The organism is Limnohabitans sp. TEGF005, from assembly GCF_055394835.1.
The window spans coordinates 1,944,421-1,963,666 of record NZ_AP029226.1 but is presented as its reverse complement, the minus strand read 5'-3'; the positions used below and the strand labels follow the sequence as shown (position 1 = coordinate 1,963,666).

23 protein-coding genes are annotated in these 19,246 nt (G+C 59.5%); 13 read left to right on the top strand and 10 right to left on the bottom strand.

The annotated features are described in order from the left end of the window. Nucleotides 1-44 precede the first annotated feature (44 nt). The 6 genes from kynA to ACZ5RG_RS09430 form a co-directional block, all read right to left on the bottom strand. Entirely contained in the window at nucleotides 45-953 is a 909-nt protein-coding gene (gene kynA / locus ACZ5RG_RS09455) for a tryptophan 2,3-dioxygenase (RefSeq protein ID WP_464446911.1), read from the bottom strand. A gap of 10 nt (nucleotides 954-963) precedes the next feature. Beyond that, nucleotides 964-2,250, bottom strand: a complete 1,287-nt coding sequence (gene kynU / locus ACZ5RG_RS09450) for a kynureninase (RefSeq protein WP_464446910.1) — start codon at nucleotides 2,248-2,250, stop codon at nucleotides 964-966. Nucleotides 2,251-2,271: 21 nt separating this feature from the next. Next, the gene (kynB, locus tag ACZ5RG_RS09445) at nucleotides 2,272-2,898 is read right to left on the bottom strand and encodes an arylformamidase (RefSeq protein ID WP_312261528.1); all 627 of its coding nucleotides are present in this window, start codon (nucleotides 2,896-2,898) and stop codon (nucleotides 2,272-2,274) included. Between the two features lie 69 nt (nucleotides 2,899-2,967). After that, nucleotides 2,968-3,276, bottom strand: coding sequence for a YkgJ family cysteine cluster protein (locus ACZ5RG_RS09440; protein WP_298599937.1), 309 nt, complete (start codon nucleotides 3,274-3,276; stop codon nucleotides 2,968-2,970). 69 nt (nucleotides 3,277-3,345) lie between these two features. Beyond that, on the bottom strand, nucleotides 3,346-4,314 hold the full coding sequence (gene argF / locus ACZ5RG_RS09435; RefSeq protein ID WP_298599940.1) for an ornithine carbamoyltransferase: 969 nt from the start codon (nucleotides 4,312-4,314) through the stop codon (nucleotides 3,346-3,348). Continuing rightward, the gene (locus ACZ5RG_RS09430; protein WP_464446909.1) at nucleotides 4,311-5,513 is read right to left on the bottom strand and encodes an acetylornithine/succinylornithine family transaminase; all 1,203 of its coding nucleotides are present in this window, start codon (nucleotides 5,511-5,513) and stop codon (nucleotides 4,311-4,313) included. The genes argF and ACZ5RG_RS09430 overlap by 4 nt, the downstream gene beginning before the upstream one ends. A gap of 210 nt (nucleotides 5,514-5,723) precedes the next feature. Here ACZ5RG_RS09430 and ACZ5RG_RS09425 point away from each other — a divergent pair, with 210 nt between their 5' ends. Continuing rightward, nucleotides 5,724-6,044 carry a DUF3579 domain-containing protein gene (locus tag ACZ5RG_RS09425; RefSeq protein ID WP_298599946.1) on the top strand — a complete coding sequence of 107 codons (321 nt, stop codon included), beginning with the start codon at nucleotides 5,724-5,726 and terminating at the stop codon, nucleotides 6,042-6,044. Nucleotides 6,045-6,385: 341 nt separating this feature from the next. On the opposite strand, the gene rpsT is transcribed toward ACZ5RG_RS09425, so the two are convergent. Next, nucleotides 6,386-6,688 carry a 30S ribosomal protein S20 gene (rpsT, locus tag ACZ5RG_RS09420; protein WP_019430397.1) on the bottom strand — a complete coding sequence of 101 codons (303 nt, stop codon included), beginning with the start codon at nucleotides 6,686-6,688 and terminating at the stop codon, nucleotides 6,386-6,388. A 132-nt stretch (nucleotides 6,689-6,820) separates the two neighbouring features. On the opposite strand from rpsT, the gene murJ reads away from it, so the two are divergent. Beyond that, complete coding sequence (gene murJ / locus ACZ5RG_RS09415; RefSeq protein ID WP_464446908.1) at nucleotides 6,821-8,386, top strand: murein biosynthesis integral membrane protein MurJ; 1,566 nt, start codon at nucleotides 6,821-6,823, stop codon at nucleotides 8,384-8,386. Between the two features lie 12 nt (nucleotides 8,387-8,398). Continuing rightward, complete coding sequence (locus ACZ5RG_RS09410; protein ID WP_298600191.1) at nucleotides 8,399-9,259, top strand: SirB1 family protein; 861 nt, start codon at nucleotides 8,399-8,401, stop codon at nucleotides 9,257-9,259. Nucleotides 9,260-9,271: 12 nt separating this feature from the next. On the opposite strand, the gene purM is transcribed toward ACZ5RG_RS09410, so the two are convergent. Then, entirely contained in the window at nucleotides 9,272-10,327 is a 1,056-nt protein-coding gene (purM, locus tag ACZ5RG_RS09405; protein ID WP_312261521.1) for a phosphoribosylformylglycinamidine cyclo-ligase, read from the bottom strand. Nucleotides 10,328-10,483: 156 nt separating this feature from the next. Between purM and ACZ5RG_RS09400 the strand changes: the two genes are divergently transcribed. From ACZ5RG_RS09400 to ACZ5RG_RS09365, 8 genes are all read left to right on the top strand, one after another. After that, entirely contained in the window at nucleotides 10,484-11,575 is a 1,092-nt protein-coding gene (locus tag ACZ5RG_RS09400) for an AI-2E family transporter (protein ID WP_298600235.1), read from the top strand. Further along, a complete protein-coding gene (gene hda, locus ACZ5RG_RS09395; protein WP_298600196.1) occupies nucleotides 11,572-12,258 on the top strand; it encodes a DnaA regulatory inactivator Hda in 687 nt (228 codons plus the stop codon). Before ACZ5RG_RS09400 ends, hda begins: the two co-directional genes overlap by 4 nt. Continuing rightward, entirely contained in the window at nucleotides 12,255-12,923 is a 669-nt protein-coding gene (locus ACZ5RG_RS09390) for a histidinol-phosphatase (RefSeq protein ID WP_298600201.1), read from the top strand. Before hda ends, ACZ5RG_RS09390 begins: the two co-directional genes overlap by 4 nt. Continuing rightward, a complete protein-coding gene (gene pcnB, locus ACZ5RG_RS09385) occupies nucleotides 12,920-14,494 on the top strand; it encodes a polynucleotide adenylyltransferase PcnB (RefSeq protein WP_464446907.1) in 1,575 nt (524 codons plus the stop codon). Before ACZ5RG_RS09390 ends, pcnB begins: the two co-directional genes overlap by 4 nt. A gap of 30 nt (nucleotides 14,495-14,524) precedes the next feature. Next, a complete protein-coding gene (folK, locus tag ACZ5RG_RS09380; RefSeq protein ID WP_464446906.1) occupies nucleotides 14,525-15,004 on the top strand; it encodes a 2-amino-4-hydroxy-6-hydroxymethyldihydropteridine diphosphokinase in 480 nt (159 codons plus the stop codon). Beyond that, complete coding sequence (locus ACZ5RG_RS09375) at nucleotides 15,001-15,363, top strand: DMT family protein (RefSeq protein WP_298600212.1); 363 nt, start codon at nucleotides 15,001-15,003, stop codon at nucleotides 15,361-15,363. The genes folK and ACZ5RG_RS09375 overlap by 4 nt, the downstream gene beginning before the upstream one ends. Before the next feature lie 95 nt (nucleotides 15,364-15,458). Further along, a complete protein-coding gene (locus ACZ5RG_RS09370) occupies nucleotides 15,459-16,106 on the top strand; it encodes a DUF47 domain-containing protein (RefSeq protein ID WP_108312848.1) in 648 nt (215 codons plus the stop codon). 21 nt (nucleotides 16,107-16,127) lie between these two features. Beyond that, nucleotides 16,128-17,141, top strand: coding sequence for an inorganic phosphate transporter (locus ACZ5RG_RS09365; RefSeq protein ID WP_298600217.1), 1,014 nt, complete (start codon nucleotides 16,128-16,130; stop codon nucleotides 17,139-17,141). 82 nt (nucleotides 17,142-17,223) lie between these two features. On the opposite strand, the gene ACZ5RG_RS09360 is transcribed toward ACZ5RG_RS09365, so the two are convergent. After that, nucleotides 17,224-17,670 (bottom strand): TM2 domain-containing protein, encoded by a 447-nt coding sequence (locus ACZ5RG_RS09360; RefSeq protein ID WP_298600221.1) that lies wholly within the window; start codon nucleotides 17,668-17,670, stop codon nucleotides 17,224-17,226. A gap of 8 nt (nucleotides 17,671-17,678) precedes the next feature. Beyond that, entirely contained in the window at nucleotides 17,679-18,200 is a 522-nt protein-coding gene (locus ACZ5RG_RS09355; RefSeq protein ID WP_298600223.1) for a GNAT family N-acetyltransferase, read from the bottom strand. A 137-nt stretch (nucleotides 18,201-18,337) separates the two neighbouring features. Between ACZ5RG_RS09355 and rpsP the strand changes: the two genes are divergently transcribed. After that, entirely contained in the window at nucleotides 18,338-18,589 is a 252-nt protein-coding gene (gene rpsP / locus ACZ5RG_RS09350; protein ID WP_298600226.1) for a 30S ribosomal protein S16, read from the top strand. 16 nt (nucleotides 18,590-18,605) lie between these two features. Further along, nucleotides 18,606-19,223, top strand: coding sequence for a ribosome maturation factor RimM (rimM, locus tag ACZ5RG_RS09345; protein ID WP_298600229.1), 618 nt, complete (start codon nucleotides 18,606-18,608; stop codon nucleotides 19,221-19,223). Nucleotides 19,224-19,246 lie beyond the last annotated feature (23 nt).

Here is a 19,246-nt window from a genome sequence, read left to right as displayed (position 1 = left end):
ACGCACTTGTTTGTCGCCGGTTGATGCGCGCAGGCCGTGCCACTTCACAGCTGCGTGCGCAGCGTCCAGATTTCGGGGAAGAGCACCACATCGAGCATTTTGCGCAGGTAGCTCACGCCGCCGGTGCCCCCTGTGCCGCGCTTGAAACCGATCACGCGTTCCACGGTGGTCACATGGCGAAAGCGCCACAAACGAAAAGCGTCTTCCAGGTCGGTCAGCTCTTCGCCCAGTTGGTACAAGTCCCAGTGCTGTTGGGGGTCACGGTAGACCTGCAGCCAAGCGCTTTCTACGCCCTCGCTGGCCAGATAGGGCTGGCGCCAATCGCGCTGAGTGTGGCTGTCGGGCACAGCCAGACCGCGCCGCTTCAACAGGCGCAAACATTCGTCATACAGCGAAGGCGCTTCGTAGGCCGCTTGCACAATGGCAGACAGGTCAGGGCGGTGCGCGTGCGGTTGCAGCATGGCCGCGTTTTTGTTGCCCATGGCGAATTCGACACAGCGGTATTGCCAACTTTGGAAACCGCTGGACTGCAGTAGGTAAGGCCGAATGGCGCTGTATTCGGGCGGTGTCATGGTGGCCAGCACGTCCCATGCGTGCACGAGCTGCTCCATGATCTTGCTGACCCGTGCCAGCTTCTTGAACGCATCGGGCAGTTGGTCTGTCGCGATGCTGGCCACAGCCGCGTGCAACTCGTGCAGCATCAGCTTCATCCACAGTTCGCTGGTTTGGTGCTGCACGATGAACAGCATCTCGTTGTGGTCGGGCGAGAGCGGTGTTTGCGCGTTCAAGATGGCGTCAAGCTGCAGGTAGTCGCCGTAGCTCATGCGGCCATCGAAGTCGAGTTGCGCTTTTTCTTCGTGCACGATGCGCTCGCCTGCGGCGGTGCCTGCAGGGGGATTGCCGCTGACAGGGGCCGCATTGCCGTCGCTGGCGTGGAATGGACAGGCGCTCATGGTCGGGCTTTCAGGTGACAGCGTGTTTTTGGGCAAAGCGGGCGTCTTGCCATTCGCCGCTGGCCATGACTTGGCACAGCTGTTCGGCAGCGTTCCACACATCGGCAAATCCGATGTACAAGGGCGTGAAGCCAAAGCGCAAAATATCTGCGTGTTGGCCGCCATCACCGGCCCGGAAGTCGCCGATCACGCCGCGCGCGATCAGGGCTTGCACGATGGCGTAAGCGCCTTCGGCGCGGGTCAGGCTCACTTGCGAGCCGCGCAGGGCTTCTTGTGTGGGGGTGGCGATGCCAAAGCCGTGGCCATGCAAGCGCGTGCGCACCAACTGCATGAACAAGCCCGTCAATGCCAGCGACTTTTGGCGCAAGGCCGCCATGCCACCCAGCGGTTCAGCGGCCAGCATCGTGTCCAGACCACAGTCCAGCGCGGACAAGCTCAAGATGGGCTGTGTGCCGCACTGGTAACGCGTGATGCCCTTGGCGGGTTGGTAGTCGGGTGTGAACGCAAATGGCGCAGCATGGCCCCACCAGCCAGCCAGTGGCTGCCAGAAGCGGTCGGTGTGTTGCGGATGGACCCATACAAAGGCCGGTGCACCGGGGCCACCGTTGAGGTATTTGTAGCCGCAACCGACGGCAAAGTCGGCGCCCGAGCCATTCAGGTCCACCGGTACGGCACCGGCACTGTGGGCCAAGTCCCAGACCGTCAAAATGCCTTGTGCATGGGCTTGCGCCGTCACGGCTTGCATTTCGTGCATGGCCCCGGTGCGGTAGTTGACGTGCGTGAGCATCAGCACCGCCACGTCGGCTTGCAAAGCGGCAGGAATGTCTTGCGCATCGATCAACTGCAAAGTGAAGCCGCGCTCTCGGCAGAGGGCTTCGGCGATGTAGAGGTCGGTCGGGAAGTTGCTGCGTTCGCTGACGATTTTGGTTTTGTGGGGATGGTCGGCTTGGGCCATGTGCAGCGCGGCAGCCAGCACTTTGAACAGGTTGATGGAGGTGCTGTCAGCGGCCACCACTTCGCCCGCTTGAGCACCAATGACACGGGCGATTTTGTCGCCCACGCGCTGGGGCAAGTTGAACCAGCCTGCGCTGTTCCAGCTTTGGATCAGGTCTTGTCCCCATTCTTGGGTGACGGCGTGGGCCACACGGGCTGGGGCGGTTTTGGGCATCACGCCCAGCGAATTGCCGTCGAGGTAAATCACGCCAGTCGGTAAATCGAATTGGTCGCGCAGGCTGCGCAATGGGTCTTGCTGGTCCAGCAGTTCGCAGTCTTGCAAGGTGGGGGTGAGGTTCATCATGAGGGGGCTTTCAAAAAGGCTTCAAAGTTCGCGCAAAACCGCGCGCACCGGGCTGGCGTCGGCGGTCATCAGTTTCAAGGGCAGGGCGATCAACTCGTAATCGCCTTCGGGCACATCGTCCAGCAGCAGGTTCTCCAGCACGCGCAGACCGCGTTGGCGAATGACTTGGTGGCTGGGCAGCGGCTTGCTGTCGGCGGGGTCGATGCTGGCGCTGTCGATGCCGATCAGTTGCACACCCAGGTCGGCCAAGTGCTGCACGGTGTCGGGGTGAAAGGCGCTCAGTTGGGGATCAAACTGCGTCAGCGGAAATTGTGGGCAGGTGCGCACCAGCACCCGTGGCGGCACATCGGCCAGCGCGTGTTGCAGGTGCGCGATCGTGACCAGTGGGCCTGCCGCCAGTGCATGGATGACACGGCAGTGCCCCAAAAATGGGCTCAGATCAAGCACGCCCACGGCGGCACCTTGTGCGTCGTAATGCAGTGGGGCATCGGCGTGCGCGCCCACGTGCGGCGACAAAGTGATGCCGCTCACGTTGACTGGGCAGGTCTCAGACAGCGTGGCCGCCCATTGCTGGGTGTAGGGTGTGTCGCCCGGAAAGACCGGGCTGCTGGCATCCACCGGGGGGGAAATGTCCCAAAGTTTTTTCATGGTGAGCGAAGGTAGCACCTGAGAAAAAACCATGGTGTCGGTTATTTCCAACACCCGTCAAAAAAGAATTCAGAGCGGCAGTGGGGGCAAGCCATGACGGCGTCGCGCGTGTTCGCAAGCGGGGCTGCCTTCTTCGAATTCGCGGCATGGCGAGGGGCGCCATTCGTAGATGCCGCAAACGGCTTTTTCGCCGGTTTTGCCATACAGCGCCGCGCAGCGCGGCGGGCTGTGGTCGGTGCCGCGCATGCGGCAGGTGTGTTCGGTGAGGGGGGAGGCCAGGCCTGCGGGCACATCGCCACCGCCTTCTTCGTATTCGAAGACCGAGAAATCCACGCGAAAGCTCACGCAGCAAGCGCCGCAGGTGGTGCAGTGGGACATGACGTAAAGAGGGTGTGGACCCCGGATCAAGTCCGGGGTGACAGACAAAAGGGAGTCTGTGGTGACCGATCAGGCAGTCACGCGGCCCAGCAACAAAAACTCCATCAGCGCTTTTTGCACATGCATGCGGTTTTCGGCTTCGTCCCACACGACCGATTGCGGGCCGTCGATGACTTCGGCGCTGACTTCTTCACCGCGGTGGGCAGGCAGGCAGTGCATGAACAGGGCATCGGGCTTGGCCACTTGCATCATGGCTTCGTCCACACACCAATCGGCAAACGCTTTTTTGCGGGCTTCGTTTTCGGCTTCGTAGCCCATGCTGGTCCACACATCGGTGGTGACCAGATCGGCACCCCGGCAGGCATCTTCGGGGTCTTTGAAGATTTTGTAGCTGTCAGCACTTCGCAAACCGGCCACAGCTTGGTCCACTTCGTAGCCACTGGGCGTGCTCAGGTGCACCGTGAAACCGAGCAACTCGGCCGCCTGCAACCAGGTGTTGGCCATGTTGTTGCCGTCGCCCACCCAGGCCACGACCTTGCCTTTGAGGTAGGCCGGATCAGGCTTGCCTTGGGCGTCCAAGCCCCGGTGCTCCAACAAAGTGAACAGGTCAGCCAAGATTTGGCAGGGGTGAAATTCATTGGTCAGGCCGTTGATCACGGGCACGCGCGAGTGCGAGGCAAAGCGCTCGATCTTGTCTTGGCCATAGGTGCGAATCATCACCAAGTCGGTCATGCGGCTGATGACGCGGGCGCTGTCTTCGATGGGCTCTGAGCGGCCCAGTTGGCTGTCGCCCGTGGTCAGATGCACCACCGAGCCGCCCAGTTGGTACATCCCGGCTTCAAAACTCACGCGGGTGCGGGTGCTGGCTTTTTCGAAAATCATGGCCAGCGTGCGGTCGGCCAGTGGGTGGTATTTTTCGTAGGCCTTGAACTTGCGTTTGATCTCGGCGGCACGGGCAAACAGGTGCGCGTAGTCATCCGCACTCAGGTCGGTGAACTGCAGGTAGTGCCGAACCGGCACAGCTTGGGCGAGGCTCATGCGGACTCCGTTAAAAAGGTTTTGATCAAGGGCACCAAAATGGCCACCACTTCGTCGGCCTCGGCCTCGGTCATGATCAGGGGCGGCACCAAGCGAATCACGCTGTCAGCGGTCACGCTCAGCAGCAGTCCGGCTTCGGCAGCACGGCTCCAGACGGGGCCGCAGGGGCGGTCGAGCTCAATGCCCAACATCAGGCCTTGGCCACGAATTTCTTTAATGCCTTGAACACCAGCCAGAGCGGTTTCAAGGGCGCTGCGCAAATGCGCACCGACCCGCGCGGCGTTGGCCATCAAGCCGTCTTTTTCCATGATGCGGATGGTTTCGACCCCGGCGCGCATGGCCAGTGGGTTGCCGCCAAAGGTGGTGCCGTGGTTGCCGGGTTGGAAGATGTGGGCGGCTTTGGGGCCAGCGACCACCGCGCCAATCGGCACACCCGAGCCCAGGCCTTTGGCCAGCGGCATCACGTCGGGCACGATGCCAGCCCACTGGTGGGCAAACCACTTGCCGGTGCGGCCCATGCCGCATTGCACTTCGTCGATCATCATCAACCAGTCGTTCTGGTCACACAAAGCGCGCACTTGTTGCAGGTATTCGGCACGCATGGGGTTGACGCCGCCTTCGCCTTGAATGGTCTCCATGAACACCGCCACCACGTTCGGATTGCCTTCGGTGGCTTTTTTCAGGGCTTCGATGTCGTTGACTGGCACGCGCACAAAGCCTTCGAGCATCGGGCCAAAGCCGGTTTTGAGCTTTTCATTCGCTGTGGCGCTCAGGGTGGCAATGCTGCGGCCGTGAAAGGCTTTTTCGTACACCACGATTTCGGGCTTGTCGATGCCCTTGTCGTGACCGAATTTGCGCGCGAGTTTGATCGCCGCTTCGTTGGCTTCTAGCCCCGTGCAGCAGAAAAACACATTGGTCATGCCCGACAACTCGACCAATTTGGCCGCCAGCACTTCGGCGTTGGGCACGTGGAAGTAGTTGCAGCTGTGGATCATCTTGCCGATCTGGTCTTGCAGCGCAGGCACCAAGTCGGGGTGGTTGTGGCCCAAGGTGTTCACAGCGATACCGGCCAGCGCGTCCAGATAAGACTTGCCATTGACGTCCCAGACTCGGCAACCTTGGCCATGGCTGAGTGCGATCGGCAGTCGGCCATAGGTGTTCATGGTGTGCGGTGAGGCGGCTTCAATGAAAGCGGACATGCGTGAACTCCTGAAATAAAAATCGGCCCAACGAAGAGGGCCGCTGAAACCAGATTTTAGAGGCAGAAATACCGGGCCAACTTGTAGGGCGTCACGGCTGTCTTGCCAAGTTACAAGTGGGTTTCAAGTCTTATATAAGATACAATACCCGGGTAAACCAGAGGGCGGCGATCCCGAACTCTGTGCTCCCTTGACTAACCCCTCTATCCGATGGTCTCCAACTCTGCCAAAGAAGTCTTTATCCTGGGTTTGACCTTGGACGGAAAGACATTCCGCCCCAGCGACTGGGCTGAGCGTCTGGCAGGCGTGATGAGCCAGTTTCGCCCCGGTGGCGCTGTGCCCGGTAGCCACCTGAGCTATTCGCCTTGGTGCATTCCCACCACCATGGGCAACGTCAAATGTGTGGTGGTCCACCATGACCTGCGCGATTACGATGTGATGGCTTGGGACTTCGTGATGAACTTTGCCCGTGACAACCACCTGCAAGTGGCTGAGGCTTGTTTGCTGCCCGACCCACCGCCCAAAAAATAAGTCAACGCGACCCACCGCCTTCGGGCGGTTTTTTTGTGCCCCTGAGCTGCCGTTTTTTTTAACAGGTGTTCAGACGAGTCTCGCTGAGTTGGGGGTATCGCCGGGTTCCTCATGGCTCGCTTCGCTCGCAAAATCGTCACCCGGCGATACCCCCAACTCAGCCTGCGCCCCCCCAACTCAGCCTTTGCCGCCCCCAGACTCAGCCTGCGCCTTGCCAGAAATTGGGCATGAAAAAACCGCCGAGGTTTGCACCTGGGCGGTTTAGTTTTCGCGGACAGCGCACCCGTTTCAAACGGCAGCGAGGACAAAACCTCGCCGGGCTGTTGATCTGGTGGAGCGGATCAGGCTGCGGCGAGAGCCAAAGTCTTGACTTTGGCGCTCAGGCGGCTCTTGTCACGAGCAGCCTTGTTTTTGTGGAAGATGCCCTTGTCGGCAATGATGTCCACCACGGTTTGCATTTTGGCAAACAACTCTGTGGCTTTGGTCTTGTCGCCAGCTGCAACGGCTTTTTCGACGTTTTTCACAGCAGTGCGGTATTTGGAACGCAGCGAAGAATTCGCAGCGTTGATTTTGACGTCTTGGCGGACGCGTTTACGGCCGGAAGCAAGACGGGGGTTTTTCTTTTTTGGTTTAGCGGATGCCATATATAAGTTCTTTCAATGTCTGAGGATGATGTCCGGCGAACCCGGCATTCTAGCAGACGCATGGCCATTTGCGGGCAGTTGGCCCACTCAACCCGAAAGTGACCCCTTGCAAGGCCGCTACACTCGCCCACTGTGAGCCTCCTCCGTTCTGCCTCTGTTGTGTCGATTTTCACCCTGGCCTCCCGGGTGACGGGGCTCGTGCGCGAGTTGCTGATCGCCTCGGCTTTCGGGGCCAGTGCTTTGACCGATGCCTTCAATGTGGCTTTTCGGATTCCGAATTTGTTCCGTCGCCTGTTTGCCGAAGGGGCCTTCAGTCAGGCTTTTGTGCCTGTTTTGGCGGCCAACCGAGCCCAGCATGGTGACGAAGCCACCAAAGAAGTGATCGACAGCGTGGCCACAGCCTTGGCTTGGTCGGTTTTGGTGCTGTCGGTTTTAGGGGTGATGGCCTCGCCCTGGCTGGTCTGGGCATTGGCCAGTGGTTTGCAACAAGACCCCCGGGGCTATGCCTCGGCCGTCAACATGACGCGCTGGATGTTTCCTTACATCGCCTTCATGTCGATGGTGGCCTTGTCGGCTGGAATTTTGAACACCTGGAAACGCTTTGCTGTGCCAGCCGCTACGCCAGTTCTGTTGAACGTGAGCGTGATTGCAGCAGCCTGGCTTTTGTCGCCTTGGCTAGCCCGGCAAGGGTTTGAAGCCATCTATGCGCTGCCTGCGGGCGTCATGGTGGGTGGCTTTTTGCAACTGGCTGTGCAAATTCCGGCATTGCATCGTCTGGGTTTGTTGCCCCGGTTGGGTATGGGCCCCGCTGCTGTCAAAAAAGCCTGGACCAACCCGGCCACCCGCAACATCTTGCGCCTCATGGCACCGGCTTTGCTGGGCGTGGGCGTGGCCCAGATTTCCTTGCTCATCAACACGCAGATTGCTTCGCACCTGGCTCCGGGCAGTGTCAGTTGGCTGACCTATGCCGACCGACTGATGGAGTTCCCGACGGCCATGCTGGGCGTGGCGTTGGGTGTGGTGCTGATGCCGCAACTGGCCTCAGCCAAAGCCACAGGCGACAGCGAGCGCTACGCCGCCATGCTTGATTGGGGTTTGCGTCTGGTGGTGTTGTTGACCTTGCCCTGTGCGGCAGCTTTGCTGGTGTTCTCGCAACCGCTGGTGTCGGTGCTTTACCACTACGGCGCGTTCACTGACCGCGATGTCCAGCAGACCACTTTGGCCTTGACCGGCTATGGCGTGGGTTTGCTGGGTCTGGTGGCCATCAAGGTGCTGGCCCCTGGTTATTACGCCAGCCAGGACATCCGCACCCCGGTGCGCATTGCGGTGGTGGTGCTGGTGCTGACGCAAGTGTTCAACCTGCTGTTGGTGCCCTACTTGGCCCATGCCGGGCTGGCGTTGTCGATAGGTTTGGGGGCTTTGGTGAATGCGCTTTGGCTGTTGGTCGGCTTGTTGCGCCGGGGTAGCTACAAGCCGCAAGCCGGGTGGCTGCGCTTTGTGTTGCAGGTGCTGTTGGCCACGGGCTTGCTCACAGGTCTGCTGGGATACGCCGCGCACCACCTGCCTTGGGTGGCCATGCGCCAAGACGCTTGGCAGCGCATCGGGTGGATGGTCTTGACCCTGTTTGCATCTGCGCTTTTGTATTTTGGTGTTTTGTGGGTGACCGGCTTGCGGCTGAAGGCCTTTTTGAAGCGTTGAAGGCGCAGATTCATGAACCTCAACTTCGCCACACCGTCGCCTCTAGATTACTTTGCCAGTTTGGTGCAAAGCGATGCTGACTTTCCTGTGTTGGAGGCCGCTGCCAGTTTGGCTCAGGACGAGGAGCCCGCGCTGGATGTGCAGCAGGTGTTGGACGATGTGGCCCGTCTGCTTAAAAGAATCACAGCCCGTGTGCCCAACGATGCCGACGACCTGACGCGTTTGGCCATCTTGACCCAAGTGTTTTACAAAGAAATGGGTTTTGGCGTCAATGCCAACGATTACTACGCCCCAGAAAACAGTTATCTGAACGAAGTCTTGCGCACCCGGCGTGGTTTGCCGATTTCACTGGCCGTGATCTGGTTGGAGTTGGCCCAAGGCTTGGGTCTGCACGCGCAGGGCGTTTCGTTTCCGGGCCATTTTTTGGTCAAAGTCACGCTGCAAGGCGGCTTGGTGGTGCTGGACCCGTTGACAGGTGAGTCTTTGGGCATTGACAACCTGGCCGAACGCCTAGGGCCTTATCGCAGCGCAGAAGACAAGTCTTCTGCCGCTGATCTGGACGATGGCGAGACCCCCATGGGCCTGTATTTGCAGCCCTGTCCATCGCGTGATTTGCTGGCCCGCATGCTGCGCAACCTCAAAGAGGTTTTCCGTTCTCAACAAGACTGGCCACGCATGCTGAATGTGTTGGACAGGCTGGTCGTGCTCTTGCCTGCAATTTGGGCTGAGCGGCGTGACCGGGGCTTGGTGTTGGCCGAACTGGGCCGCAAGCACGAAGCTTTGCAAGACCTGCAGATGTATTTGCAAGCCGAGCCTTTGGCCCCAGATCAGGATGCGTTGAGAGACCGCATCAGCGAGCTCTCAAGCACCTGAGTTGTTGCCCTCTCAGGCCACCACGACCTGAGCGCCGCTGCCTTGAGGCGCGATTTGGCCGATGACGTACACCTGCTCACCCGCTGTACGCAAGGTTTGGGCGCAGGTTTCGGCGTCAGCAGCATCCACCACCACCACCATGCCGATGCCGTTGTTGAAAGTGCGGTTCATCTCGGTGTCGTCGATGCCCGCTGTTTGTTGCAACCAGGCAAACAGTTCGGTCTGAGGCCAGCTGCCCTTTTGCAGGTGAGCGGCCAGGCCTTCGGGCAGCACACGGGGAATGTTTTCGAGCAAGCCGCCACCGGTGATGTGGGCCAGCGCCTTGATGCCCGAAGACGACTCGGGGTTCGTGGGATGGGCCGCCAACGCGGCCAATACGTTCAACACGTACAGGCGGGTTGGCTCCATCAAGGCTTGCTTGAAGGGCTTGCCATCCAACGTGGCCGGGGTGTTGCTGCCTGCGCGCTCGATGCACTTGCGCACCAAGCTAAAGCCGTTGGAGTGCACGCCGCTCGAAGCCAGCCCCAGCACCACGTCGCCTGCCTTGACGTTTTGGCCCGTGAGGATTTTTGATTTTTCGACCGCACCGACCGCAAAACCGGCCAGGTCGTATTCGCCAGCAGGGTACATGCCGGGCATCTCTGCCGTTTCGCCGCCGATCAAGGCGCAGCCTGACAGCTCGCAGCCTTTGGCAATGCCACCCACCACCGCAGCGGCGGTGTCCACATCCAGCTTGCCGCAGGCAAAGTAGTCGAGGAAAAACAAGGGCTCGGCCCCTTGCACCAGCACGTCGTTCACGCTCATGGCCACCAGGTCGATGCCCACGGTGTCGTGCATATTCCATTCAAAGGCCAACTTGAGCTTGGTGCCCACACCATCGGTGCCGCTCACCAGCACGGGTTCTTGGTAGCGCTTGGGCACTTCAAACAGGGCGCCAAAACCGCCGATGCCCGCCAGCACGCCTTCGCGCATGGTTTTTTTGGCCAAAGGCTTGATGCGCTCGACCAAGGCGTCGCCCGCAACGATGTCGACACCGGCGTCTTTGTAGGAAAGTGGAGTTTGACTCATGGTTTTGGCCCGAAAGGGGCAGTAAATAAGGAACGGGGGGCCAATAAACGGGCTGGCAGACTAAAATCAGCGCTTATTTTAAGGGTTGACCCTGACCGATTTGGACAGCCCGCCGCAAAAGACGAGACCCCCTTGCAAGCACCCCTTCCATTTTTGATGACCCGTCTGGCCGCTTGGCTGGGGGTGGCCTTGGTCGTGGCCCTGGTTTTTTGGTTGCTGGCACCGGTCTTGGCCCCCTTTGTGGTTGCCGCCGTCATGGCCTATGTCTTGCACCCCTTGGTCCTCCGGCTGGAGGGCTTTTCAAAAGGCCGTTTGCCCCGAGCCCTGGCTGTTGTGTTGGTCGAAGCCTTGGCCATTTTGGCGCTGCTGGGCATCTTGTTGCTGTTGGTGCCCATCTTGGTCAGAGAGTGGCCCTTGCTGCAACAGCAACTGCCCGTCTTGTTGGACCGTTTGGGCGACGCCATTAACCCCTTGTTGACGCAGTTGGGTTTGAATGTGTCGCTTGATTTGCGTGACTTAAAAACCCAATTGGTGGCATATCTGAGTGCCAACCGCGAAGACTGGTGGGCACCGCTGATGTCTTCGCTCAAGCTTGGCGGCAGCGCGGCCTTGGCATTGATGGGCTACGCCGTGCTGGTGCCTGTGGCACTGTTCTATCTGCTGCATGACTGGACACGCCTGGTGAGCAGCGTGACCGAGTTGGTGCCGCCCGCCTGGCGTGCCACGTTTGACAGCTTCATGCAGGAAAGCGACTCTGTGCTGGGTGAATACCTGCGTGGGCAATTGGGGGTCATGCTGGCATTGGCGGTGTTTTACGCCGTGGGCTTGCGGCTGTTTGGTTTGGATTTGGCCCTGCCGATCGGCGTGTTCACGGGCTTGGCCGTGTTTGTGCCCTATCTGGGTTTTGGTTTGGGCTTGGTGCTGGCTTTGTTGGCGGGCCTGCTGCAATTTGCATCTGCCCAAGCGCTGGTCATGGTGGCCGTGGTGTTTGGCTTGGGTCAGCTGATCGAGAGTTTTGTGCTCACGCCCCGCCTGGTGGGTGAGCGCATTGGGCTGCACCCCTTGGCCGTCATTTTGGCCTTGATGGCCTTTGGTCAGGTGTTGGGCTTTGTGGGTGTCTTGATCGCGTTACCCGCCAGCGCTGTGTTGCTGGTGGCTCTGCGCCGCCTGCGCGTGCGTTATCTGCAAAGTGATCTGTACCAAAAAAGTGGTTCAGTGGATGCGGGTCCGGGGCCTGACTCGGCATGAAGCAACTGGCTTTGGACATCGGTCTGGCATCTACACCCACGCTGGACAATTTTTTCGCAGGGCCCAACGAGGCCGCAGTGGCGCACCTGCGTTTGTGGACCGCCTCCAACAGCCGTTCACCCGTGCCCAGTTACCTCTGGGGCGAGAGCGGTTCGGGGAAAACCCATTTGTTGCACGCGGTTCACCATGCCTTGAAAGAGCAGGGTGCGCAAGTGGGTTGGCTCGATGCGCACACGCTGAACCCGCCCGAATTCAACGACGACTGGACGGCGGTGCTGATGGACGATGTGCATTTGTACAACACCGAACAGCAGCACACGGCGTTCAACTGGTTTGTGAATGCACTGACACCCCGTACAGGCTTGCCGCGTTGGGTGTTGGCTGCAGGCGCTTTGCCGCCAGCCGATCTGAAGCTGCGCGACGATCTGCGTTCGCGCCTCGGCTGGGGCCACATCGACGCCCTTCAGGTGCTGGATGAACCCGAGCGCCGGGCCGTGTTGCGCCAAGAAGCCGATGCCCGAGGCCTGTTTTTGAGCGATGACGTCATGTCTTACATGCTCAATCGCTTTTCGCGTGATCTGGGCAGTTTGATGCAATTGCTCGACAACCTTGACCAATACGCCTTGCAAACGCAGCGCGCCCTGACCATTCCCTTGGTGCGCGCCATGCTGGAGAACGAATGAAACTCGCCTTGTTTGACCTGGACCACACTTTGTTGCCGCTGGACTCGGACCACACTTGGGGCGTTTTCACGACCGAGATGGGCTGGAACGACCCCGCTGTGTTCAGCCAGCGCAATGACGAGTTTTATGCCCACTACCAGGCCGGCACGCTCGATATCCATGATTACGTGCGATTTGCCACCCGTGCCGCCCGCGAGCGCGGGGCGACCGCCGCAGCGCAAGCCCACGCACGCTACATGGACGATGTGATCCGGCCACGCATCACGCCCGAGGCGCTGGCGCTGGTACGATCGCACCAGCACGCAGGCGACACGGTCATGATCGTGACGGCCACCAACGAGTTTGTGACCCGCCCGATTGCCCAGGCTTTCGGGGTGAGCGAGCTGATTGCGGTGGAGCTTGAGCGCGATGCCACAGGCTGGATCACCGGCGAGATCCAGGGAACCCCTTCATTCCGCGAAGGTAAAGTCACCCGGGTCGCGCAGTGGCTAAGCCAGCAAGGCTTGGATTGGGGCGATGTGGAGATGACTTTCTACTCGGACTCCATGAACGACCTGCCGCTGCTGGAAAAAGCCCACCATCCGGTGGCAACGAACCCTGACGCTCGGTTGCGTCAACTGGCCACAGAACGTGGCTGGCGCATCCTCGAACTCTTTCAAGAATGATCAAACAATTCATCGACAAGCTGATGGGCAAAGCCCCCAAAAGCAACAAGCCCCATTTTGGCCGCCGCACAGAAGTGCCTGCATCGGTGCATGGCATCGACCCCAATTTGGTCGACGAACGCGCCATCCATGTGACGCGCACCCTGCAGCAAGCCGGGTTTGAGGCTTACATCGTGGGTGGCGCGGTGCGCGACTTGCTGCTGGGCTTGCGCCCCAAAGACTTTGATGTGGCCACTGACGCTACGCCCGAACAGGTCAAAAACCTGTTTCGCCGCGCGTTCATCATCGGACGCCGCTTTCGCATCGTGCACGTGGTGTACGGCCGGGGGCGTGACAACGAGGTGATCGAGGTCTCGACTTTTCGCGCTCACCTGGACAATGCGGCGGCCGAGCAAGTCAAAGGCAATGAACGGACCAGCAAACGCCAGCTCGAAGGCATGCACCACGCTGTGGACTCGACGGGCCGTGTTTTGCGGGACAACGTTTGGGGCCCGCAAGACGAAGACGCCACCCGCCGTGATTTCACCGTCAACGCCATGTACTACGACCCTGAGTCGCAGATCGTGGTGGATTACCACGGCGGTATTCCCGATGCCAAAAAGCGCGTTTTACGCATGATCGGTGACCCGGTGGCACGCTACCGCGAAGACCCGGTTCGCATCATCCGTGCTGTGCGTTTTGCCGCCAAGCTCAGCCCGTTGGGCTTCAAGCTCGAAGCCAAAACCGCCAAACCCCTGACGCAGTCGGCCACCTTGCTGGCCGATGTGCCGCAAAGCCGCTTGTTCGATGAGATGCTCAAACTGCTGCAAACCGGGCATGCCTTGGCCTCTATTGAGCAACTGAAAAAACTGGGCTTGGCCACTGGCATTTACCCCTTGCTCGACGTCGTGGTCGAGCGGGCTGAAAGTGCCTTTGTGCAAGTGGCATTGGCCGATACCGACCGCCGCGTGGGCGAGGGCAAACCTGTTGCGCCGAGCTTTTTGCTGGCCTGTGTCTTGTGGGCCGATGTGCGCGAAGGGTGGGCCAAACGCCTGGCCCGCAAAGAGCACCCGTATCCGGCTTTGCAAGATGCGATTGACGAGGTCTTTGATGCCCGCATTGGTGATGTGTCCGGTCGCGGCAAGTTGGCTGCTGACATGCGCGAAATCTGGATGATGCAACCGCGCTTTGAAAAGCGCGTGGGCAGCACGCCGTTTGGCTTGGTCGAGCAGCCGCGCTTTCGTGCTGGCTTTGACTTTTTGCGCTTGCGTGCCGACATCGAAGAGATTGATGTGCGCTTGGCCGACTGGTGGCAAGAATTCAGCATGGCCAGTGACGCCGAGCGCGAAGACTTGGTGCAAGCGGCCAAAGCGGAGCAAGCGGTTTCGCAAGCGGCTAAACCCCGTGTGCGCCGTGCGCCCAGGCCCGAAGGTGCTGCTGCACCACGACCCTCGGCAGGTCCAAGTGATGCGAGCCCTGCAGCACCCTCACCCGAGGTGGGTGATGACGACGCGCCCAAGAAACGGCGCCGCCGTCGTCGCAAGCCCGGTGCAGCGGGTGAGCAAGCTGGGGATTCGGGCAGCGCTGAATAAGCTTGCGCCTTCTTGCTGATGGAGGCCAACATGCGAGATCCCGTGACCGCTTACGTGGCGCTCGGGGCTAATTTGGGCGATGCCCTGCAGACGGTGTTGCACGCGCTGGATGCGCTGGCGATGTTGCCCGGCACGCGCGTCACAGGGCGCTCCCGACTTTACCGAACGGCCCCCTATGAAGCCCAGGGACCTGATTTCATCAACGCGGTGGCGCAGATCGAGACCCGTTTGAGCGCCCCTGCTTTGCTCGATGCCTTGCAGGCACTCGAACAGCTGGCCGGGCGTCAGCGGCCTTACGTCAATGCACCACGCACGCTGGATTTGGACCTGCTCATCTATGGCCAAGCCAGCATGAGCAGCCCGCGCTTGACTTTGCCGCACCCGCGCTGGCATGAGCGCGCATTTGTGCTGCGGCCCTTGGCCGACCTGGCGCCTGGCTGGGTGACAGCCGAAGATTGGGCACGCGTAGCAGATCAGACCATTGGTGTTTTGCCGGAGCCACCGCCATGACGGTCTTCACCAATTTGCCGATTTCCTTGCAGACGATTTTGCTTTTGCTGGCCAGCAACGTGTTCATGACCTTTGCCTGGTATGGCCACTTGCGCAACATGGCCACCGCGCCTTGGTATGCGGCTGCTTTGGTGAGCTGGGGCATTGCTTCAATGGAGTACATGTTCCAGGTCCCCGCCAACCGCATTGGTCATACACAATTCAGCGTGGGCCAGCTCAAGATCATGCAAGAGGTGATCACCTTGAGCGTTTTCGTGCCTTTTGCGATTTTTTACCTTAAAGAGCCATTCAAGCTGGATTACCTCTGGGCGGCCTTGTGCATGGTTGGTGCGGTTTATTTCATTTTCCGCAGCGCGTAAGTATTTCTCCGCTGGTCAATGCAGACTGAGCGGTTAAACTCGTCGCTGTCACAAAACCGTCACATTAGACACTTTCTCTTCATCAGGAGCTCACCATGCTGTTTGGCAAATTGCTGCCCAAAGAAGGCAACTTCTTCGAACTGTTCAACCAACATGCAGAGCGCATTGTTGAAGCGGCTCGGGCCTTCTCGAATCTGGTGGCCAATTACAACGATGTGCACTTGCGTGAAAAGTACAACCGCGATGTGGACAACGCCGAGCACGCTGCGGACCGCGTGACACAAGAAGTCAATCGCTTGATCCACACCACCTTCATCACGCCGATTGACCGTGAGCAGATCCATGCCCTGATCAATCTGATGGACGACGTGGCCGACTTGATTCAGGACTCGGCTGAAACCATGGCGCTGTATGACGTGCGGCACATGACCGAAGAAATCACACGCCTGACCGATTTGTCGGTCCGTTGCTGTGAACGTGTGCAAGATGCGGTCAAGCTGTTGGCCCGCATTGGCGAGCCTGCGGTGGCCGAATCGGCGCTCAAAACTTGCGAGGAAATCGACCGTTTGGAGTCGGACGCTGACCGCGTGATGCGCAGCGCGATGAGCAAGCTGTTTCGTGACGAACCCGATGTGCGCGAAATCATCAAGCTCAAGGCCATTTACGAACTGCTGGAAACGATCACCGACAAGTGCGAAGACGTGGCCAATCAGATCGAGGGCATCGTCCTCGAGAATTCCTGATCTCCAACCGGACTCCTGACTATGGAAACCGTACAAGCCGCCTTGTGGGTGGTGATCTTGCTGGTCGCCCTGGCGCTGATTTTTGACTTCATGAACGGGTTTCATGATGCCGCCAACTCGATTGCGACCGTGGTTTCCACGGGCGTTCTCAAGCCGGCTCAAGCGGTGGTGTTCGCTGCCTTTTTCAACTTCGTCGCTATTTTCATCTTCCACCTCAGTGTGGCGGCCACCGTGGGCAAAGGCATTGTCCAGCCGGGCATTGTGGACACCCATGTAGTGTTTGGCGCCTTGGTGGGTGCCATCACCTGGAACGTCATCACCTGGTACTACGGCATACCCAGCAGCTCATCGCATGCACTGATTGGTGGCATTGTGGGCGCGGTCATTGCCAAGGCCGGGGCGGGTGCCTTGGTGTCCACGGGCATCATGAAAACGGTGGCCTTCATCTTTGTCTCGCCCTTGCTGGGGTTTTTGCTGGGTTCTTTGATGATGGTGGCGGTGGCGCACATCTTCAGGCGCGCCAGACCATCTCGGGTAGACAAGTGGTTCCGCCGTTTGCAGCTGGTTTCTGCTGGTGCTTACAGTTTGGGGCATGGCGGTAACGACGCTCAAAAAACCATCGGCATCATTTGGATGATGTTGATTGCCACAGGCTACGCCACCACAGCCGATGCCTCGCCGCCAGGCTGGGTCATTGTCAGTTGCTATCTGGCGATTGGCCTGGGCACCATGTTTGGGGGCTGGCGCATTGTCAAAACGATGGGTCAAAAAATCACCAAACTCAAACCAGTGGGTGGTTTTTGCGCCGAGACGGGCGGGGCCATGACCTTGTTCTTGGCCACTTCCTTGGGCATTCCGGTCTCGACCACCCACACCATCACGGGTGCGATTGTGGGTGTGGGCTCCACCCAACGCGCCAGCGCGGTGCGCTGGGGTGTGGCGGGCAACATCGTCTGGGCTTGGGTCTTGACCATCCCCGCCAGCGCTTTTGTGGCCGCTGTCGCTTATTGGGTCAGTTTCAGGGTTTTCGATTGAAACACTGAGCAGCTCAATCTGGTGTTATCAACCCGCATGGGGGAATCCATAAAAACCGCCTGAAGCGATTCAGGCGGTTTTTTTATTGGCTGATTTGTCGGGCCGCTTCAATTTGGTATTCGAAATACCGTTGAAAGCTGAAGGCCAGACTCGACATCAGCATGGCGGTGCCAATCAGCAGGGCGATGGCAATGCCGATGACCGTGCCCCAGTTCGTTTGCCCAGACGCGGCCAGTGCATCGGCTTCGGGGTTGAATTTGGCATTCCATTTTTCTGTTGACATCAGGCCATACACGATGGCATTCAAGGCGCAGCCCGCGATCGTGAAGCCCAACAAAGGAATCAACAACCAGCTCAGCGTGTCGTCCAGTCCCAGTTGCTGGACCCTCTCCAGCCCGTAAATCCCGAGTGCGGTCGGGATGGGCAGCAGCCACGCCAGCATGTCGGCAAAGCCGTAAAGATAAAAGCGGTGCAAGCCCAAAGGCCCACCCCAAAAAGCCAACCAGGTCGCGTTTGTTTTGTTTTTCATGGTGCCGATTATTGCGGAGCGGTGCTGTCGCCAGCGCCCAAAGGCTTTTCCATCATCACGACGTCAAGCCAGCGGTCGAATTTCCAGCCGCATGACTTGAGAACGCCCACATGGCTGAAGCCCAACGACGCGTGCACGCCAATCGATCCAGCATTGGCTGAGTCTCCAATGACGGCCAGAAACTTTCGCACGCCAACGCGTTCGGCCTGAGTGCACAACTCTGCCAGCAGAGCGCGGCCCATGCCTTTGCGGTGAGCGTCTGGGGCCATGTAAATGGAATCTTCGGCCGAAAACCTGTAAGCCGGGCGGGGCTTGAACCAGTTGCAATAGGCAAAGCCCATCACAAGACCCTCATCTTCGACCACCAAATAGGGCAATCCCTTGGCCAGCACATCGGCGCGTCGACTGGCCATGTCGGCCTCGCTTGGGGGATCGATCTCAAAGGTTCCGGTCCCCGTGAGCACATGGTGACGGTAAATGGCGGTGATGGCGGCGATATCTTCGTCGCGGGCAGGTCGGATCAGAGGCAAGGCAAGGCTCCCGTTGTATAATGGTGGGCTTTTCAGTGTGTCACTGGCCGGGTGGCCAGTTGCGTGTCTCAAACGCTGAAGGATACCGGGCGTCTCGGCATTTGTTCCGAAGATACCCAACCACCCAAGGATAAATCATGGTTGTTATTCGTTTGAACCGCGGCGGCTCTAAAGCACGTCCTTTCTTCAACATCGTCGTTGCTGACAAGCGCGTGCGTCGCGATGGTCGCTTCCTCGAGCGCATCGGTTTCTACAACCCCACAGCCAAAGGCGGCGAAGAAGGTCTGCGCATTGCACAAGACCGTCTGACCTACTGGAAGAGCGTTGGTGCTCAGGCTTCTCCCACTGTGGAACGTCTGATCCGTCAAGCTGGCAAAGTCGCCGCCTGATCGGCTCGCCTTGGCCATGCGTCCCTCTTTGGAAACAGCCGCACTGCCGGCTGACGCCATCGAAATCGGGCGCATAGCCGATGCTTGGGGCATCAAAGGCTGGTTCAAGGTCTTGCCCCACAGCGCCTCGCCAGAGGCGCTTTTTTCTTCCAAGCGCTGGTTTTTGTTGCCGCCCGATCGGCCCATGAAACCCAAACGCGCAAGCGAGGCCGCAGCTGCCGCCTCTTTGCCGCAGGCCTGGACAGAGCCGTTGCTCCTGAATATCAAAGAAGTCAAAGACCATTCCAACACGGTGGTCGCTTGTGCCCACGATCTCAATGACCGCAATGCGGCCGAGGCCCTGCGTGGTGCGCGCATCTTTGTGCCCCGTTCAAGTTTTCCTACCGCGGGTGATGGCGAGTATTACTGGGTCGACCTGATCGGCCTGCAGGTGCTCAACCGCGAAGGCGTTGACCTCGGCCAGGTGCGGGACCTCATGTCTACCGGGCCTCAAACCGTGTTGGTCATTGAAGCGGCCCCAGAAGCCGAAGGTGGCAAACCTGTCGAGCGCATGATCCCCTTCGTGGCAGCGTTTGTGGATGGCGTCGACTTGCCGGGCAAGCGCATCACTGTTGACTGGCAGCCCGACTATTGAGCGGCTCCCGGCCGTGGAGGGCC

What these genes read in the sequence shown, in the direction of transcription:
- argF (WP_298599940.1), bottom strand. Translation starts at nt 4,314, where the DNA reads ATGAGCCTCGCCCAAGCTGTGCCGGTTCGGCACTACCTGCAGTTCACC.
- ACZ5RG_RS09400 (WP_298600235.1), top strand. Translation starts at nt 10,484, where the DNA reads ATGACCCGTCTGGCCGCTTGGCTGGGGGTGGCCTTGGTCGTGGCCCTG.
- ACZ5RG_RS09440 (WP_298599937.1), bottom strand. Translation starts at nt 3,276, where the DNA reads ATGTCCCACTGCACCACCTGCGGCGCTTGCTGCGTGAGCTTTCGCGTG.
- ACZ5RG_RS09370 (WP_108312848.1), top strand. Translation starts at nt 15,459, where the DNA reads ATGCTGTTTGGCAAATTGCTGCCCAAAGAAGGCAACTTCTTCGAACTG.
- ACZ5RG_RS09390 (WP_298600201.1), top strand. Translation starts at nt 12,255, where the DNA reads ATGAAACTCGCCTTGTTTGACCTGGACCACACTTTGTTGCCGCTGGAC.
- ACZ5RG_RS09365 (WP_298600217.1), top strand. Translation starts at nt 16,128, where the DNA reads ATGGAAACCGTACAAGCCGCCTTGTGGGTGGTGATCTTGCTGGTCGCC.
- ACZ5RG_RS09360 (WP_298600221.1), bottom strand. Translation starts at nt 17,670, where the DNA reads ATGAAAAACAAAACAAACGCGACCTGGTTGGCTTTTTGGGGTGGGCCT.
- rimM (WP_298600229.1), top strand. Translation starts at nt 18,606, where the DNA reads ATGCGTCCCTCTTTGGAAACAGCCGCACTGCCGGCTGACGCCATCGAA.
- purM (WP_312261521.1), bottom strand. Translation starts at nt 10,327, where the DNA reads ATGAGTCAAACTCCACTTTCCTACAAAGACGCCGGTGTCGACATCGTT.
- kynU (WP_464446910.1), bottom strand. Translation starts at nt 2,250, where the DNA reads ATGATGAACCTCACCCCCACCTTGCAAGACTGCGAACTGCTGGACCAG.
- ACZ5RG_RS09410 (WP_298600191.1), top strand. Translation starts at nt 8,399, where the DNA reads ATGAACCTCAACTTCGCCACACCGTCGCCTCTAGATTACTTTGCCAGT.
- ACZ5RG_RS09430 (WP_464446909.1), bottom strand. Translation starts at nt 5,513, where the DNA reads ATGTCCGCTTTCATTGAAGCCGCCTCACCGCACACCATGAACACCTAT.
- rpsP (WP_298600226.1), top strand. Translation starts at nt 18,338, where the DNA reads ATGGTTGTTATTCGTTTGAACCGCGGCGGCTCTAAAGCACGTCCTTTC.
- kynB (WP_312261528.1), bottom strand. Translation starts at nt 2,898, where the DNA reads ATGAAAAAACTTTGGGACATTTCCCCCCCGGTGGATGCCAGCAGCCCG.
- ACZ5RG_RS09425 (WP_298599946.1), top strand. Translation starts at nt 5,724, where the DNA reads ATGGTCTCCAACTCTGCCAAAGAAGTCTTTATCCTGGGTTTGACCTTG.
- ACZ5RG_RS09375 (WP_298600212.1), top strand. Translation starts at nt 15,001, where the DNA reads ATGACGGTCTTCACCAATTTGCCGATTTCCTTGCAGACGATTTTGCTT.
- rpsT (WP_019430397.1), bottom strand. Translation starts at nt 6,688, where the DNA reads ATGGCATCCGCTAAACCAAAAAAGAAAAACCCCCGTCTTGCTTCCGGC.
- kynA (WP_464446911.1), bottom strand. Translation starts at nt 953, where the DNA reads ATGAGCGCCTGTCCATTCCACGCCAGCGACGGCAATGCGGCCCCTGTC.
- hda (WP_298600196.1), top strand. Translation starts at nt 11,572, where the DNA reads ATGAAGCAACTGGCTTTGGACATCGGTCTGGCATCTACACCCACGCTG.
- pcnB (WP_464446907.1), top strand. Translation starts at nt 12,920, where the DNA reads ATGATCAAACAATTCATCGACAAGCTGATGGGCAAAGCCCCCAAAAGC.
- folK (WP_464446906.1), top strand. Translation starts at nt 14,525, where the DNA reads ATGCGAGATCCCGTGACCGCTTACGTGGCGCTCGGGGCTAATTTGGGC.